The sequence below is a fragment of the Streptomyces sp. NBC_00080 genome (assembly GCF_045041255.1).
Lineage (GTDB): Bacteria > Actinomycetota > Actinomycetes > Streptomycetales > Streptomycetaceae > Streptomyces > Streptomyces coriariae.
This window is the reverse complement of record NZ_CP108235.1, coordinates 7757622-7772861: the sequence shown is the minus strand read 5'-3', so window position 1 is coordinate 7772861 and position 15240 is coordinate 7757622. Positions and strand designations below refer to the sequence as shown.

At 70.3% G+C, this 15240-nt stretch carries 14 protein-coding genes; 1 reads left to right on the top strand and 13 read right to left on the bottom strand.

Going from position 1 to position 15240, the window contains the following annotated elements:
* Window positions 1-59: 59 nt before the first annotated feature.
* Complete coding sequence (locus tag OHU34_RS34720; RefSeq protein ID WP_142269352.1) at window positions 60-725, top strand: hypothetical protein; 666 nt, start codon at window positions 60-62, stop codon at window positions 723-725.
* 66 nt (window positions 726-791) lie between these two features.
* Here the strand turns inward: OHU34_RS34720 and metK are convergent, their stop codons facing one another.
* The 13 genes from metK to pyrR form a co-directional block, all read right to left on the bottom strand.
* The gene (gene metK / locus OHU34_RS34715; RefSeq protein WP_142269353.1) at window positions 792-2000 is read right to left on the bottom strand and encodes a methionine adenosyltransferase; all 1209 of its coding nucleotides are present in this window, start codon (window positions 1998-2000) and stop codon (window positions 792-794) included.
* Between the two features lie 241 nt (window positions 2001-2241).
* Window positions 2242-3444, bottom strand: coding sequence for a bifunctional phosphopantothenoylcysteine decarboxylase/phosphopantothenate--cysteine ligase CoaBC (gene coaBC, locus OHU34_RS34710; protein ID WP_230196455.1), 1203 nt, complete (start codon window positions 3442-3444; stop codon window positions 2242-2244).
* A 122-nt stretch (window positions 3445-3566) separates the two neighbouring features.
* Window positions 3567-3839: a DNA-directed RNA polymerase subunit omega gene (gene rpoZ, locus OHU34_RS34705; protein ID WP_003988945.1), complete on the bottom strand. Its 273-nt coding sequence runs from the start codon at window positions 3837-3839 to the stop codon at window positions 3567-3569.
* Between the two features lie 52 nt (window positions 3840-3891).
* Window positions 3892-4485: a guanylate kinase gene (gmk, locus tag OHU34_RS34700; RefSeq protein WP_028806690.1), complete on the bottom strand. Its 594-nt coding sequence runs from the start codon at window positions 4483-4485 to the stop codon at window positions 3892-3894.
* A 60-nt stretch (window positions 4486-4545) separates the two neighbouring features.
* The gene (locus tag OHU34_RS34695) at window positions 4546-4869 is read right to left on the bottom strand and encodes an integration host factor (RefSeq protein ID WP_003977346.1); all 324 of its coding nucleotides are present in this window, start codon (window positions 4867-4869) and stop codon (window positions 4546-4548) included.
* 279 nt (window positions 4870-5148) lie between these two features.
* Entirely contained in the window at window positions 5149-5991 is an 843-nt protein-coding gene (gene pyrF, locus OHU34_RS34690; protein ID WP_200840045.1) for an orotidine-5'-phosphate decarboxylase, read from the bottom strand.
* Window positions 5988-7094 carry a quinone-dependent dihydroorotate dehydrogenase gene (locus tag OHU34_RS34685; RefSeq protein ID WP_405770036.1) on the bottom strand — a complete coding sequence of 369 codons (1107 nt, stop codon included), beginning with the start codon at window positions 7092-7094 and terminating at the stop codon, window positions 5988-5990. The genes pyrF and OHU34_RS34685 overlap by 4 nt, the downstream gene beginning before the upstream one ends.
* Window positions 7095-7170: 76 nt before the next feature.
* On the bottom strand, window positions 7171-10479 hold the full coding sequence (gene carB, locus OHU34_RS34680) for a carbamoyl-phosphate synthase large subunit (protein WP_142269356.1): 3309 nt from the start codon (window positions 10477-10479) through the stop codon (window positions 7171-7173).
* Window positions 10472-11614, bottom strand: coding sequence for a glutamine-hydrolyzing carbamoyl-phosphate synthase small subunit (gene carA / locus OHU34_RS34675; RefSeq protein ID WP_142269357.1), 1143 nt, complete (start codon window positions 11612-11614; stop codon window positions 10472-10474). Before carA ends, carB begins: the two co-directional genes overlap by 8 nt.
* Window positions 11611-12192 carry a hypothetical protein gene (locus OHU34_RS34670; RefSeq protein ID WP_142269358.1) on the bottom strand — a complete coding sequence of 194 codons (582 nt, stop codon included), beginning with the start codon at window positions 12190-12192 and terminating at the stop codon, window positions 11611-11613. Before OHU34_RS34670 ends, carA begins: the two co-directional genes overlap by 4 nt.
* A complete protein-coding gene (locus OHU34_RS34665; RefSeq protein WP_142269359.1) occupies window positions 12189-13475 on the bottom strand; it encodes a dihydroorotase in 1287 nt (428 codons plus the stop codon). Before OHU34_RS34665 ends, OHU34_RS34670 begins: the two co-directional genes overlap by 4 nt.
* A gap of 5 nt (window positions 13476-13480) precedes the next feature.
* Window positions 13481-14461: an aspartate carbamoyltransferase catalytic subunit gene (locus OHU34_RS34660; RefSeq protein WP_142269360.1), complete on the bottom strand. Its 981-nt coding sequence runs from the start codon at window positions 14459-14461 to the stop codon at window positions 13481-13483.
* Between the two features lie 96 nt (window positions 14462-14557).
* A complete protein-coding gene (gene pyrR / locus OHU34_RS34655; RefSeq protein ID WP_020128859.1) occupies window positions 14558-15142 on the bottom strand; it encodes a bifunctional pyr operon transcriptional regulator/uracil phosphoribosyltransferase PyrR in 585 nt (194 codons plus the stop codon).
* Between the last annotated feature and the right edge of the window lie 98 nt (window positions 15143-15240).

Sequence of the window (15240 nt, the reverse complement as noted above, 5' to 3'; positions counted from 1 at the left end):
ACGGTCCTTCCGCCGAAGCTCTGTTCCCCGTCCGGCGCCGCAGGCGGTCGGATGGGCACGTGAGCGTTCAAGACGTTGCCCGGAAGCTGCCCCCCGTCGATCTCCTGCGGGACCACTGCCGTTCGCTGGCCGTGCTGGAGGCGATCCTGAGCCCCGAAGGGGCCGACCGCCGTCATTCCTTCGACGCCCACTGGTCGGGGTCCGAGGAGACGGCCTCGATGCGCGACGGGTCGGGTGACGAGTACGACATCGTCTTCTCCCCCGCCGGCGCCTGGATCCGCGGCTTCGCCCACGAGTCGCCCATGAGCCCCTACGTACAGGACGGCCCCTGGTCTGGCGTGCTGGACGACGTCCCCGAGGTGTTCCGGTCCTGTGTCGAGGAGCCGGCGTTCACCGACGAGGACGGGATGCCCGTCGCCACCGCCTGTCTGTGGCGCGGGACGGCCGACGACGCCTGGTCCACGGGCACGATCGACTTCCCCGAACACCCGGCGGTCGACCCGGACGGCGCCGCGCACCTGTTCCGGCTGCTCACCGACCGCTCGCCGCAGGCCTTCCGACGGTGGGCGGAGGACCACTACGAGGTCCCGGTCGATCCGGAGGCCGTCCGGCACGTCCTCGCCTCCCGTCCGCTGACTTCGGCGGTGGTCGCCGCGCTGAACCCCGAGTTCGCCCTGCCCGGCCTGGCGAAGATCGTCGAGCGGACCGGCTACCCGCGGCGGTGACGCGCGCAAACGCCGAGGCCCGGCCTCCCTGAGGAGGCCGGGCCTCGGCGTCGTGCCGGGGGGGACCTACAGTCCCGCGGCCTTGCGCAGCGCGTCCACGCGGTCCGTGCGCTCCCACGTGAAGTCGGGCAGCTCACGGCCGAAGTGGCCGTACGCGGCGGTCTGGGCGTAGATCGGACGCAGCAGGTCGAGGTCGCGGATGATCGCGGCCGGGCGGAGGTCGAAGACCTCGTCGATGGCCTTCTCGATCTTCTCGGCGTCGACCTTGGCGGTGCCGAAGGTCTCCACGAAGAGACCGACCGGCTCGGCCTTGCCGATCGCGTAGGCGACCTGGACCTCGCAGCGCGCGGCGAGACCCGCGGCCACCACGTTCTTCGCGACCCAGCGCATCGCGTACGCCGCGGAGCGGTCGACCTTCGACGGGTCCTTGCCCGAGAAGGCGCCGCCACCGTGCCGGGCGAAGCCGCCGTAGGTGTCGATGATGATCTTGCGACCGGTGAGGCCGGCGTCGCCCATCGGGCCGCCGATCTCGAAGCGGCCGGTCGGGTTGACCAGCAGGCGGTAGTTGTCGGTGTCGAGCTTGATGCCCTCGTCCAGAAGCGCCTTCAGCTCCGGCTCCACCACGAACTCGCGGATGTCCGGGGCCAGCAGGGAGTCCAGGTCGATGTCGCTGGCGTGCTGCGAGGAGACGACGACCGTGTCGAGACGGAGGGCCTTGTCGCCGTCGTACTCGATGGTGACCTGGGTCTTGCCGTCGGGACGCAGGTAGGGGATGGTCCCGTTCTTGCGGACGTCCGACAGGCGCTTCGACAGCCGGTGCGCCAGGAAGATCGGCAGCGGCATCAGGGTCGGCGTCTCGTCCGACGCGTAGCCGAACATCAGGCCCTGGTCGCCGGCACCCTGGCGGTCCAGCTCGTCCTCGTCGCCCTCGACGCGGTTCTCGTACGCCGTGTCGACACCCTGGGCGATGTCCGGGGACTGCGCGCCGATGGACACCGAGACACCGCAGGAGGCGCCGTCGAAGCCCTTCTTCGAGGAGTCGTAGCCGATCTCGAGGATCTTGTCACGCACGAGCTGGGGGATCGGCGCGTAGGCCTTGGTCGTGACCTCGCCGGCCACATGCACCAGACCGGTCGTGATCAGGGTCTCCACGGCGACCCGGGAGGCCGGGTCCTCGCGCAGCAGGGCATCGAGAATGGTGTCGCTGATCTGGTCAGCGATCTTGTCGGGGTGACCCTCGGTCACAGACTCCGAGGTGAACAGGCGACGGGACACAACGCTCCCTGGGGTTGCAGCGGCTGCTGGCTGATCATTGGCGGACGCGACAGGAGCTGCGCCCGGCGTCGTCCGAGAACAGTTTATCGGTCGTGCCCCTCCGCCGGGCCACCCGTCTCGCCTCTCGGGAAGCGCTGTGACCTGCGGCACGGGCATTCTGCCGAATGCCGAGCACCGTTGGCCAGGGGCGCCACACCCGAATCGACCGAGCGGGAGGACGACGGGGAAGCGCATCAAACAGTCAGGCCAGGCGCCGCGTCACCAGGTCCCACACGGTTTCGGCCAGGGCCTCCTTGGGCCCGTGCGGCACGGGAGTTTCACTGCCGTCGGCGCCCAGCACGACCGCTTCGTTCTCCTCGGAGCCGAAGGTCTTGCGCTCCCCCACCTCGTTCACCACCAGCAGATCGCAGCCCTTGCGCCGGAGCTTCGACCGGCCGTTGGCCAGGACGTCGTCGGTCTCGGCCGCGAAGCCCACAACCACCTGGTTGGAGCGCGCCCGGTCGGCGGAGACCTCCGCGAGGATGTCCGGATTCCGTACGAGAACGATGGGGTCCGGTTCCCGGCCGTCCTGCTTCTTGATCTTTCCGGCCGCGTACGTCTCCGGCCGGAAATCGGCCACGGCGGCCGCCATGACGACCGCGTCGGCGTCCGCGGCCGCCTTCAGGACCGCCTCGCGCAGCTGCACGGCCGTGCCGACCTGGACGACGTCGACCCCGGCCGGGTCGGGCAGGCCGGTGTTCGCCGCGATCAGCGTGACGCGGGCGCCACGGGCGGCGGCGGTGCGGGCGAGGGCGTAGCCCTGCTTGCCGGAGGAGCGGTTGCCGAGGAAGCGGACCGGGTCGAGGGGCTCGCGGGTGCCGCCTGCGCTGACCACGACATGCCGGCCGGCGAGGTCGGGTTCGCGCACTCCCCTGGCCAGGACCCGGCGGCAGACCTCGAAGATCTCGGCCGGGTCGGGCAGCCGCCCCTTGCCGGTGTCGACGCCGGTGAGTCGGCCGACGGCCGGCTCGATGACGACGGCGCCCCGGCGGCGCAGTGTCGCCACGTTCTCCTGGGTGGCCGGGTGCTCCCACATCTCGGTGTGCATCGCGGGGGCGAAGACGACCGGACAGCGGGCCGTCAGGAGGGTGTTGGTGAGGAGGTCGTCGGCGAGGCCGTGGGCGGCCTTGGCGAGCATGTCCGCGGTGGCCGGGGCGACGACCACCAGGTCGGCGTGCTGGCCGATGCGGACGTGCGGGACCTCGTGGACGTCGTCCCAGACCTCCGTGGAGACGGGGTGGCCGGAGAGGGCGGACCAGGTGGCGGCGCCGACGAAGTGCAGCGCGGAGGCGGTGGGCACCACCCGGACGTCATGGCCCGACTCGGTCAGTCTGCGCAGCAGCTCACAGGCCTTGTAGGCGGCGATGCCCCCACTGACCCCCAGAACGACCTTCGGCTTGTCCACCGTCTCTCCCCGGACCTCGGAAAACGTACGCCGCGGCTCCCGGCGTACGAGTCCATCAGACACCACAGGCCCGGCAGCCGTGCTGCCGGGCCTGTGGAAAAACCCACTGTGAGCCGAAAATACTACTGAGCGGGGCCCTCTACGGCCTCGGACGTCAGCAGACCGGCGTTGATCTCGCGGAGGGCGATCGAGAGCGGCTTCTCGTGGACGTGGGTGTCCACGAGCGGACCGACGTACTCGAGGAGGCCCTCGCCGAGCTGCGAGTAGTACGCGTTGATCTGGCGGGCCCGCTTGGCCGCGTAGATCACGAGGCTGTACTTCGAGTCGGTGGCCTCGAGGAGCTCGTCGATCGGCGGGTTGATGATGCCCTCGGGCGCGGAGATGGAAGAGGACACGCTCTACCTTCCGATGGATGGGAAAAGACCGGTCGTGATCACAGGCTCGTAATCACACAACATCGACCAAGGCTAGCAGCTCACGCGCGACGTCCTCGACGGAGGTGTTGACCAGGGTCACGTCGAACTCCGGCTCGGCCGCCAGTTCGATCTTCGCCGCCGCCAGGCGGCGCTCGATCACCTCGGGCGGTTCGGTGCCCCGCCCGGTGAGCCTGCGCACCAGTTCCTCCCAGGAGGGAGGGGCCAGGAACACCAGTTGGGCCTCGGGCATGGACTCGCGGACCTGCCGGGCACCCTGGAGGTCGATCTCCAGGAGGACCGGCTCACCCGACTCCAGGCGCTCCAGCACCGCGGCGCGCGGAGTGCCGTAGCGGTTGCCCGCGAACTCGGCCCACTCCAGCAGCTCGCCGTTGGCGATCAGCTTGTCCATCTCCTCGTCGGTGACGAAGAAATAGTGGACTCCGTGCTTCTCGCCGGGTCGCGGCCTGCGGGTCGTCGCCGACACCGAGAGCCAGGCCTCGGGGTGTTCTTTGCGCATATGAGCGACGACCGTGCTCTTGCCGACCCCGGAGGGGCCGGAGAGCACGGTCAGCCGCGGACGTGCGTCCGGGGTTTCGGGGGTCGTCCCCCGGAGTTTTACTGCCATGCAGCGATTATTCCAGCAATCTCGGAGTGCCCGGGACTCCCTCCCCGCGGCACCCGGGAATCAGGAGCCGGTGCTGCCGAACTCACGCTCCAGGGACGCGATCTGGTTGGAACCGAGGCCGCGCACGCGGCGGCTCTCGGAGATGCCGAGTCGCTCCATGATCTGCTTGGCGCGGACCTTGCCCACGCCCGGGAGCGACTCCAGGAGGGCAGAGACCTTCATCTTGCCGATGACGTCGTTTTCCTGACCCTGCTTGATGACCTCGTGAAGCGAGGCGCCGGAGTGCTTGAGTCGATTCTTGACCTCGGCCCGCTCCCGGCGAGCCGCGGCGGCCTTTTCGAGCGCGGCTGCGCGCTGTTCGGGGGTAAGGGGCGGAAGAGCCACGCCTACGTCACCTCGGATGTCGAACTGTCGGATACGGACCGGTGAGGAACCTAGTCGCCCCACACCTGGTGAGTTACGAGCAACACGCGCTGCCCGTTCACTCTCCGTCGGAGACTAGCGGCCAACTCCGCCAGAGTCAGCGAGAACCAAGGAAAAGTCCTGGTCAGCCTCCGTCAGGCCGGACATTTAGGACATAGTGCCCCGGATTTGAGGATGTATCCAGACTCAAGTCGCCCCCGAGCCGCCCGACCGAGCCCCCGGTCGGACGGCCGAGGCCCGTCAGGCGGCGTCCACGGCCGCCCTGACCTCTCGCGCGAATCGATCCACCGCGTCACGCAGAGCGACGAGGTCGGGACCGTGACGCAACACACCCCGACTCACGTTCGGTACGACATTGCGCACCGCGGACCCGAAGACCCGCGGAAGGTCGGCCGGGGTCGCGCCCTGAGCGCCGACGCCGGGCGCGAGGAGCGGACCGTTGATGTCGAGGTCGTACGTCGAGAGGTCGCCCAGGGTGGCACCGACGACCGCCCCGAAGGAGCCCAGCGGCTCCTCCCCCGCGTTCTCCGCGGCCAGGTGCGCCAGCATCGTCGCGCCCACGTCCCGTCCGTCGGCCCGCACCGCGTGCTGGACCTCGCCGCCCTCCGGGTTCGAGGTCAGCGCCAGCACGAACAGCCCGGCGCCGCTCTCGCGCGCCGACGCCACCGCCGGGGAGAGGGATCCGTAACCGAGATACGGCGACACGGTGAGGGCGTCGGAGAACAGCGGGGCGTCCTTGTGCAGGAAGGACTCGGCGTACGCGGCCATGGTCGAGCCGATGTCACCGCGCTTGGCGTCCATCACGACCAGGGCGCCGGCCGCCCGGGCCTCCTGCACCGTCTTCTCCAGGACGGCGACGCCGCGCGAGCCGAACCGCTCGAAGAAGGCGCTCTGCGGCTTCAGCAGGGCGACCCGGTCGGCCGTCGCCTCGACGACCGTGCGGCTGAACCGCTCCAGGCCGGCGACATCGTCGTTCAGGCCCCACTCGGCGAGCAGGGAGGCGTGCGGGTCGATGCCGACGCAGAGCGGGCCACGCTCGTCCATGGCCCGGCGCAGCCGCGCGCCGAAGGGCTCCAGGGTCATGCCGTCTTCCTCACGTCGGCGCCGACCGCGTCGGCGATAGTGGCGTAGGGGCTCGTCCGCAGGCGGGCGGCCAGGCCCTTGTGGATCGCACGGCCCCAGAAGGGCCCCTCGTAGATGAAGGCGCTGTACCCCTGGACCAGCGTGGCACCGGCCAGGATGCGCTGCCAGGCGTCCTCGGCGTCCTCCACGCCACCGACGCCCACGAGGGTGACGCGGTCGCCCACGCGCGCGTAGAGGCGGCGCAGCACCTCCAGGGAGCGTGCCTTGAGGGGCGCCCCGGACAGTCCGCCGGTCTCCTTCACCAGCGAGGGGTCGGAGGTCAGCCCGAGGCCCTCGCGCGCGATGGTGGTGTTGGTGGCGATGATCCCGTCCAGGCCGAGTTCCACGGCCAGGTCGGCGACCGCGTCGACGTCCTCGTCGGCCAGGTCCGGGGCGATCTTGACCAGCAGCGGGACCCGCCGCGAGGTCACCACCCGGTCGGCGGCCTCGCGGACGGCGCTCAGCAGCGGCCGCAGCGCCTCGGTGGCCTGGAGGTTGCGCAGCCCCGGGGTGTTCGGCGAGGACACGTTGACGACCAGGTAGTCGGCGTACGGCGCGAGCCGCTCGGTCGACTTCACGTAGTCGCCGACGGCCTCCTCCTCCGGTACGACCTTGGTCTTGCCGATGTTGACGCCGACCACGGGCTTGAAGACGGGCGTGCGGGAGGCCAGGCGCGCGGCGACGGCCAGCGAGCCCTCGTTGTTGAAGCCCATGCGGTTGATGAGCCCCCGGTCCTTCACGAGCCGGAACAGCCGCTGGGCGGGGTTGCCGGGCTGCGGCTCACCGGTGACCGTGCCGATCTCGACGTGGTCGAAGCCCAGCATCGACATCCCGTCGATCGCGACGGCGTTCTTGTCGAAGCCCGCGGCGAGTCCGAAGGGGCCGTGCATGCGCAGCCCGAAGGCCTCGGTGCGCAGTTCCTTGTAGCGCGGGGCCAGCGCGGCCGCGACGAACGTGCGCAGCACCGGGATCCGCGCGGCGAGCCGGATCCAGCGGAAGGCCAGGTGGTGGGCGCGCTCGGGGTCCATCCGCTGGAAGACCAGCCGGAAGAATAGTTTGTACATGATCATGTCCTCCAAGGAGCCTCGCGAAGAGGTGTCATGAAGAGGGGGACACCGTTTCCGGTGTCCCCCTGAGTTGCTAGTCGCGGGCCGCGGTCAGGTGTTCCGCGTGTTCCTGGAGTGAGCGCACGCCCACGTCCCCGTGGTTGAGGGCGTCGATGCCCTGGACGGCCGCGGCGAGCGCCTGGACCGTCGTCAGGCACGGCACGGACCGCGCCACGGCCGCCGTACGGATCTCGTAGCCGTCGAGGCGGCCACCGGTGCCGTACGGGGTGTTGACGATGAGGTCGACCTCGCCGTCGTGGATGAGCTGGACGATGGTCTTCTCGCCGTTCGGGCCGGTGCCCTCGGACTGCTTGCGCACGACCTTCGCGTTGAGGCCGTTGCGCCGGAGCACCTCGGCCGTGCCGGAGGTGGCGAGCAGCTCGAAGCCGTGGGCGACCAGCTCACGGGCCGGGAAGATCATCGAGCGCTTGTCGCGGTTGGCGACCGAGATGAACGCGCGGCCCTTGGTGGGCAGCGGGCCGTAGGCGCCCGCCTGCGACTTGGCGTACGCCGTGCCGAAGACGGAGTCGATGCCCATGACCTCGCCGGTGGAGCGCATCTCCGGGCCGAGCACGGTGTCGACACCGCGGCCGGAGGTGTCCCGGAAGCGGGTCCACGGCATCACGGCCTCCTTGACGGAGATCGGCGCGTCCAGCGGCAGCTCACCGCCGTCGCCGGTCGCCGGGAGCAGCCCCTCGGCGCGCAGCTCGGCGACGGTCGCGCCCAGCGAGATCCGGGCGGCGGCCTTCGCGAGCGGCACCGCGGTCGCCTTCGAGGTGAAGGGGACCGTGCGGGACGCGCGCGGGTTGGCCTCCAGGACGTAGAGGATGTCGCCGGCCATCGCGAACTGGATGTTGATCAGACCGCGCACACCGACGCCCTTGGCGATCGCCTCGGTGGAGGCCCGCAGGCGCTTGATGTCGAACCCGCCGAGGGTGATCGGGGGCAGGGCGCACGCCGAGTCGCCGGAGTGGATGCCGGCCTCCTCGATGTGCTCCATGACGCCGCCGAGGTACAGCTCCTCGCCGTCGTAGAGCGCGTCGACGTCGATCTCGATGGCGTCGTCGAGGAAGCGGTCGACGAGTACCGGCCGGGTGGGGCTGATCTCGGTCGACTCGGCGATGTAGGAGGACAGCCGGGTCTCGTCGTAGACGATCTCCATGCCGCGGCCGCCGAGCACGTACGACGGCCGCACCAGGACCGGGTAGCCGATCTCGTCCGCGATGGCCTTGGCCTCGGCGAAGGTGGTGGCCGTGCCGTGCTTCGGGGCCGGCAGACCGGCCTCGGCGAGCACCCTGCCGAAGGCACCCCGGTCCTCGGCCGCGTGGATGGCCTCGGGCGACGTGCCGACGATCGGCACGCCGTTGTCCTTCAGCGCCTGCGCCAGGCCCAGCGGGGTCTGACCGCCGAGCTGGACGATCACACCGGCGATCGGTCCTGCCAGCGACTCCGCGTGGACGATCTCCAGCACGTCTTCCAGCGTCAGCGGCTCGAAGTACAGGCGGTCGGAGGTGTCGTAGTCCGTGGAGACGGTCTCCGGGTTGCAGTTGACCATCACGGTCTCGTAGCCCGCGTCGCTGAGCGCGAAGGAGGCGTGGACACAGGAGTAGTCGAACTCGATGCCCTGGCCGATGCGGTTAGGGCCGGAGCCCAGGATGATCACCGCGGGCTTCTCGCGGGGCGCGACCTCGCTCTCCTCGTCGTAGGAGGAGTAGAAGTACGGCGTCTTCGCGGCGAACTCGGCGGCGCAGGTGTCGACCGTCTTGTAGACCGGGCGGATGCCCAGGGCGTGCCGGACCTCACGGACGACGTCCTCGCGCAGCCCGCGGATCTCGGCGATCTGCTGGTCCGAGAAGCCGTGCCGCTTGGCCTCGGCGAGCAGCTCGACGTCCAGGCGCTCGGCGGCGGCCAGCTCGTCGGCGGTCTCCTTGATGAGGAAGAGCTGGTCGACGAACCACGGGTCGATCTTCGTGAACTCGAAGACCTCCTCGGGGGTGGCGCCCGCGCGGATGGCCTGCATGACGGTGTTGATACGGCCGTCGGTGGGCCGCACGGCCTCGCGCAGCAGCTCGTCCTTGTCTCCGGGCTCGCCGACGAACGTGAACTGGCTGCCCTTCTTCTCCAGCGAGCGCAGCGCCTTCTGGAAGGCCTCGGTGAAGTTGCGGCCGATGGCCATGGCCTCGCCGACCGACTTCATGGTCGTGGTCAGCGTGGAGTCGGCGCTCGGGAACTTCTCGAAGGCGAAGCGCGGGGCCTTCACGACCACGTAGTCGAGCGTCGGCTCGAAGGAGGCCGGGGTCTCCAGCGTGATGTCGTTCGGGATCTCGTCGAGGGTGTAGCCGACGGCGAGCTTGGCCGCGATCTTGGCGATCGGGAAGCCGGTGGCCTTGGAGGCGAGGGCCGAGGACCGCGACACGCGCGGGTTCATCTCGATGACGATGATCCGGCCGTCCTCGGGGTTCACCGCGAACTGGATGTTGCAGCCGCCGGTGTCGACGCCGACCTCGCGGATGATCGCGATGCCGATGTCGCGCAGCCGCTGGTACTCGCGGTCGGTCAGCGTCATCGCCGGGGCGACGGTGATCGAGTCACCGGTGTGCACGCCCATGGGGTCGAAGTTCTCGATGGAGCAGACGACCACGACGTTGTCGTTCTTGTCGCGCATCAGCTCCAGCTCGTACTCCTTCCAGCCGAGAATTGACTCCTCCAGGAGCACCTCGGTGGTCGGCGAGAGCGTCAGGCCCTGGCCGGCGATGCGGCGCAGCTCCTCCTCGTCGTGGGCGAAGCCGGAGCCGGCGCCGCCCATGGTGAAGGAGGGACGGACGACGACGGGGTAGCCGCCGAGCGTCTCGACGCCCGCGATCACGTCGTCCATGGAGTGGCAGATCACGGACCGGGCGGACTCGCCGTGCCCGATCTTCTCGCGGACGGCCTCGACGACACCCTTGAAGAGGTCGCGGTCCTCGCCCTTGTTGATCGCCTCGACGTTGGCGCCGATCAGCTCGACGCCGTACTTCTCCAGCACACCCTGCTCGTGCATGGAGATCGCGGTGTTGAGGGCCGTCTGACCGCCCAGGGTGGGCAGCAGGACGTCGGGGCGCTCCTTGGCGATGATCTTCTCGACGAACTCCGGGGTGATCGGCTCGACGTAGGTGGCGTCGGCGATCTCCGGGTCGGTCATGATCGTCGCCGGGTTGGAGTTGACCAGGATGACCCGCAGGCCCTCGGCGCGCAGGATGCGGCACGCCTGGGTGCCGGAGTAGTCGAACTCGGCGGCCTGGCCGATGACGATCGGGCCGGAGCCGATGACCAGGACGGACTGGATATCGGTGCGCTTAGGCACGCTGGCCCTCCATCAGGGATACGAAGCGGTCGAACAGGTAGGCGGCGTCGTGGGGGCCCGCTGCCGCTTCGGGGTGGTACTGGACGGAGAAGGCCGGCTGGTCGAGCAGCTGGAGCCCCTCCACGACGTCGTCGTTGAGGCAGACGTGCGAGACCTCGGCGCGGCCGAACTTGGTCTCGCTGACCCGGTCGAGCGGCGCGTCCACGGCGAACCCGTGGTTGTGCGCGGTGACCTCGACCTTGCCGGTCGTACGGTCCTGGACCGGCTGGTTGATGCCGCGGTGGCCGTACTTCAGCTTGTAGGTGCCGAAGCCGAGGGCGCGGCCGAGGATCTGGTTGCCGAAGCAGATGCCGAAGAGCGGCGTCCTGCGCTGCAGCACCTCGGTCATCAGCGCGACCGGACCGTCGGCGGTGGCCGGGTCGCCCGGGCCGTTGGAGAAGAACACGCCGTCGGGGTCGACGGCGTACACCTCCGCCGCCGAGGCCGTCGCCGGGAGCACGTGCACCTCGATGCCGCGCTCGGCCATGCGGTGCGGGGTCATGCCCTTGATGCCGAGGTCGATGGCGGCGACGGTGAACCGCTTCTCGCCGACCGCCGGGACGACGTAGGCCTCCTTGGTGGTGACCGCCTCGTAGAGGCTCGCGCCCTTCATCTGCGGCTGGGCCTGCACGCGCGCGAGGAGCTCGGTCTGAGGGCCGACCGCCTCGCCGGAGAAGATGCCGGCGCGCATCGAGCCGCTCTCGCGGAGGTGGCGGGTGAGCGCGCGGGTGTCGATGCCGGAGATGCCGACGACGTTCTGCGCGACGAGCTCGTCGTCCAGCGAGCGCTTGGCGCGCCAGTTGGAGGGCACGCGCGCGGGGTCGCGCACGACGTAGCCGGAGACCCAGATGCGGTCCGACTCGTCGTCCTCGTCGTTCCAGCCGGTGTTGCCGATCTGCGGGGCGGTCGCGACGACGATCTGGCGGTCGTACGACGGGTCGGTCAGGGTCTCCTGGTAGCCGGTCATGCCGGTGGAGAACACCGCTTCGCCGAAGGTCTCCCCCACGGCCCCGTAGGCACGGCCGCGGAAGATCCGGCCGTCCTCCAGGACGAGTACGGCGGGAACCTTGGTGGTTCCCCTGGTGGAGGTCGTCATCGTGCGCCTTCCGTTTCCGTCGGGTTTTCCGTCTTGTCGATCATGGAGTTGATGGCGTCGACCCAGTCGCCGTGCTCGGCCGCGTGGTCCGAGCGGAAGCCGGAGTCGAGCAGTTTGTCGCCGTGTGCCCAGGTCACCACCAGCAGTCCGCCCTCGGTGAGGACCTTGCCGGCGATGCCCTTGTCGAGCCGGGCCTCACGCAGTGCCGCGACCGGGACGAAGAAGTCGGTCGCGCCGGGGCGTACGACGTCCAGTCCCGCGGCCGTCAGGGTGAGCTCGACCCGGCTGCGGGTGCCCAGGCCGTGCGCCACGATGCGGTCGAGCCACTGCCCGGCGGTGGTGGAGCCGTGGTAGCGGCCGCTCATGCCCAGTCTCACCGGGCCGGGGTCGTCCGGCGCGGTGGGCAGCTCGGGCAGGTCGCCCTGGAGCGTGCCGCGCCACTTCCAGCCCTCGCGCATCAGCCAGTAGACGAGCGCGACGAAGAGGCCGAGGCCGACCACCCAGCCGATCCGCGCGGCCCAGTCGGTCACTTCGGCCGATTCCTTCTCGGCCGCGAGCAGTAGTGCAGCAGATGTCACGTGAGCTTCCCGTCGACGAGCGTGGCCTTGCCCCGGAGCCACGTGTGCGTGACACGGCCCGGCAGCTCACGCCCCTCGTACGGGGTGTTCCGGCTGCGCGAGGCGAAGCCCGCGGGGTCCACCGACCCACGGTATTCCGTGTCGACGAGCGTGAGGTTGGCGGGCTCACCTGCCGAGACGGGACGCCCGTGGCCCTTGGCCTGCCCGATCAGGGCGGGCTTGAACGACATCCGGCTCGCGACCCCGGCCCAGTCCAGCAGGCCCGTCTCCACCATCGTCTCCTGGACCACCGACAGCGCGGTCTCCAGGCCGACCATGCCCATGGCGGCCGCGGCCCACTCGCAGTCCTTGTCCTCGTGCGGGTGCGGGGCGTGGTCGGTGGCGACGATGTCGATGGTGCCGTCGGCGAGCGCCTCGCGCAGGGCGAGCACGTCCCGCTCGGTGCGCAGCGGCGGGTTCACCTTGTAGACCGGGTTGTAGCTGCGCACCAGCTCGTCGGTGAGCAGCAGGTGGTGCGGGGTGACCTCGGCGGTCACGTCGATGCCGCGGGACTTGGCCCAGCGGACGATCTCGACCGACCCGGCGGTGGACAGGTGGCAGATGTGGACCCGGGAGCCGACGTGCTCGGCGAGCAGGACGTCCCGGGCGATGATCGACTCCTCGGCCACCGCCGGCCAGCCCCCGAGCCCCAGCTCGGCGGAGACGACGCCCTCGTTCATCTGGGCGCCCTCGGTCAACCGCGGCTCCTGCGCGTGCTGGGCGACGACCCCGCCGAAGGCCTTCACGTATTCCAGGGCCCGGCGCATGATCACCGCGTCGTCGACGCACTTGCCGTCGTCGGAGAAGACGGTGACGCCGGCCGCCGACTCGTGCATGGCACCCAGCTCGGCGAGCTTGCGGCCCTCCAGGCCGACCGTGACCGCGCCGATCGGCTGTACGTCGCAGTAGCCGTGCTCCTGGCCGAGCCGGTAGACCTGCTCGACCACGCCGGCGGTGTCGGCCACGGGGAAGGTGTTGGCCATGGCGAACACGGCGGTGTACCCGCCGGAGGCGGCGGCACGGGTGCCGGTCAGCACCGTCTCGGAGTCCTCGCGGCCCGGCTCGCGCAGATGGGTGTGCAGGTCGACCAGGCCCGGCAGCAGCACCTTGCCTGCGGCCTCGACGACCTCGGCGCCCTCGGCGGACAGCCCCGCGCCGACGGCCTCGATGACCGCGCCGTCGACCAGGACGTCCTGCGGCTCACCGCCGAGCACCTTCGCACCACGGATCAGGATCTTGCTCATGGTTCTTACTTCTCCTCGGTGGTGCGGGCGTGGCTGACGGCGGGCTCGTTGCCGCCCAGGAGCAGGTAGAGGACGGCCATCCGGATGGACACGCCGTTGGCGACCTGTTCGACGACGGTGCAGCGCTCGGAGTCGGCGACCTCGGCGGTGATCTCCATACCGCGGACCATCGGGCCGGGGTGCATGACGATGGAGTGCTCGGGCATCCGCGCCATGCGGTCGCCGTCGAGCCCGTAGCGCCGCGAGTACTCGCGCTCGGTGGGGAAGAACGCGGCGTTCATCCGCTCGCGCTGCACCCGCAGCATCATCACCGCGTCGGACTTGGGCAGCGTGCGGTCGAGGTCGTACGACACCTCGCACGGCCAGGTCTCGATGCCGACCGGCACCAGGGTGGGCGGGGCGACCAGGGTCACCTCGGCGCCGAGCGTGTGCAGCAGGTCGACGTTGGAGCGGGCGACCCGGCTGTGCAGCACGTCGCCGACGATCGTGATGCGCTTGCCGGCCAGGTCCTGGCCGATCCCGGCGTCCCGGCCGACCAGTCGGCGGCGCATGGTGAAGGCGTCCAGGAGGGCCTGGGTGGGGTGCTGGTGGGTGCCGTCGCCCGCGTTGACGACGACCGCGTCGATCCAGCCGGAGGTGGCCAGGCGGTAGGGCGCCCCGGAGGCGCCGTGCCGGATGACGACGGCGTCGACGCCCATGGCCTCCAGCGTCTGCGCGGTGTCCTTGAGGGACTCGCCCTTCGACACCGACGACCCCTTGGCGGAGAAGTTGATGACGTCCGCGGAGAGGCGCTTCTCGGCGGCCTCGAAGGAGATACGCGTGCGCGTGGAGTCCTCGAAGAAGAGGTTGACGATCGTGCGGCCGCGCAGGGTCGGCAGTTTCTTGATGGGCCGGTCCGCGACCCGGGCCATCTCCTCGGCGGTGTCGAGGATCAGGACGGCGTCGTCGCGGGTGAGATCGGCGGCCGAGATGAGATGACGCTGCATCTGTCAGGCTCCGTAAGGCAGTTCAGACAAGGGAGATCACGGACGTGCAGGGCACGGCTGTGAGGCGCACGGCACCGAGGGCCGCACGCGCGCGTGCTACTGCTGGGCGGCCGGCTTCACACCGAGCAGCACGGTGTCGCGACCGTCCTCCTCGGCGAGCTGGACCTTGACCGTCTCCCGCAACGACGTGGGGAGGTTCTTGCCGACGTAGTCGGCGCGGATGGGCAGTTCCCGGTGGCCGCGGTCGACGAGGACCGCGAGCTGGACCGCGCGCGGGCGCCCGAGGTCGTTCAGGGCGTCGAGGGCGGCACGGATGGTGCGTCCGGAGAAGAGCACGTCGTCGACCAGGACGACCAGCTTCCCGTCCAGGCCGTCACCGGGGATCTCGGTGCGGGCCAGCGCACGCGGCGGGTGCATGCGCAGGTCGTCGCGGTACATGGTGATGTCGAGGGAGCCGACCGGAATCCTGCGGTCGGTGATCTGCTCGAGCTTGGCGGCGAGCCGCTGGGCGAGGAAGACGCCGCGGGTCGGGATGCCCAGCAGCACCACGTCGTCGGCGCCCTTGGCGCGTTCGACGATCTCGTGGGCGATACGGGTCAGCACCCGCGCGATGTCGGGGCCTTCGAGAACGGGCCGCGCATCGGCTTGCCGGGAGTCCTGCTGAATGTCCTGCTTGTCCATATGAAACGGACCTCCTTCTCCGCCTCACGGGACGGACCTTAAAGGACGTCGGATTTGCGCCATCCACGGTAGCAGGCCGGGACACCGGCCCGATCACC

Excerpts from the sequence above, each read along its gene's own strand:
- pyrF (WP_200840045.1), bottom strand. The coding sequence starts at position 5,991 with ATGACCCTGGAGCCCTTCGGCGCGCGGCTGCGCCGGGCCATGGACGAG.
- pyrR (WP_020128859.1), bottom strand. The coding sequence starts at position 15,142 with ATGGACAAGCAGGACATTCAGCAGGACTCCCGGCAAGCCGATGCGCGG.
- OHU34_RS34660 (WP_142269360.1), bottom strand. The coding sequence starts at position 14,461 with ATGCAGCGTCATCTCATCTCGGCCGCCGATCTCACCCGCGACGACGCC.
- OHU34_RS34685 (WP_405770036.1), bottom strand. The coding sequence starts at position 7,094 with ATGTACAAACTATTCTTCCGGCTGGTCTTCCAGCGGATGGACCCCGAG.
- carA (WP_142269357.1), bottom strand. The coding sequence starts at position 11,614 with ATGACGACCTCCACCAGGGGAACCACCAAGGTTCCCGCCGTACTCGTC.
- gmk (WP_028806690.1), bottom strand. The coding sequence starts at position 4,485 with ATGGCAGTAAAACTCCGGGGGACGACCCCCGAAACCCCGGACGCACGT.
- OHU34_RS34665 (WP_142269359.1), bottom strand. The coding sequence starts at position 13,475 with ATGAGCAAGATCCTGATCCGTGGTGCGAAGGTGCTCGGCGGTGAGCCG.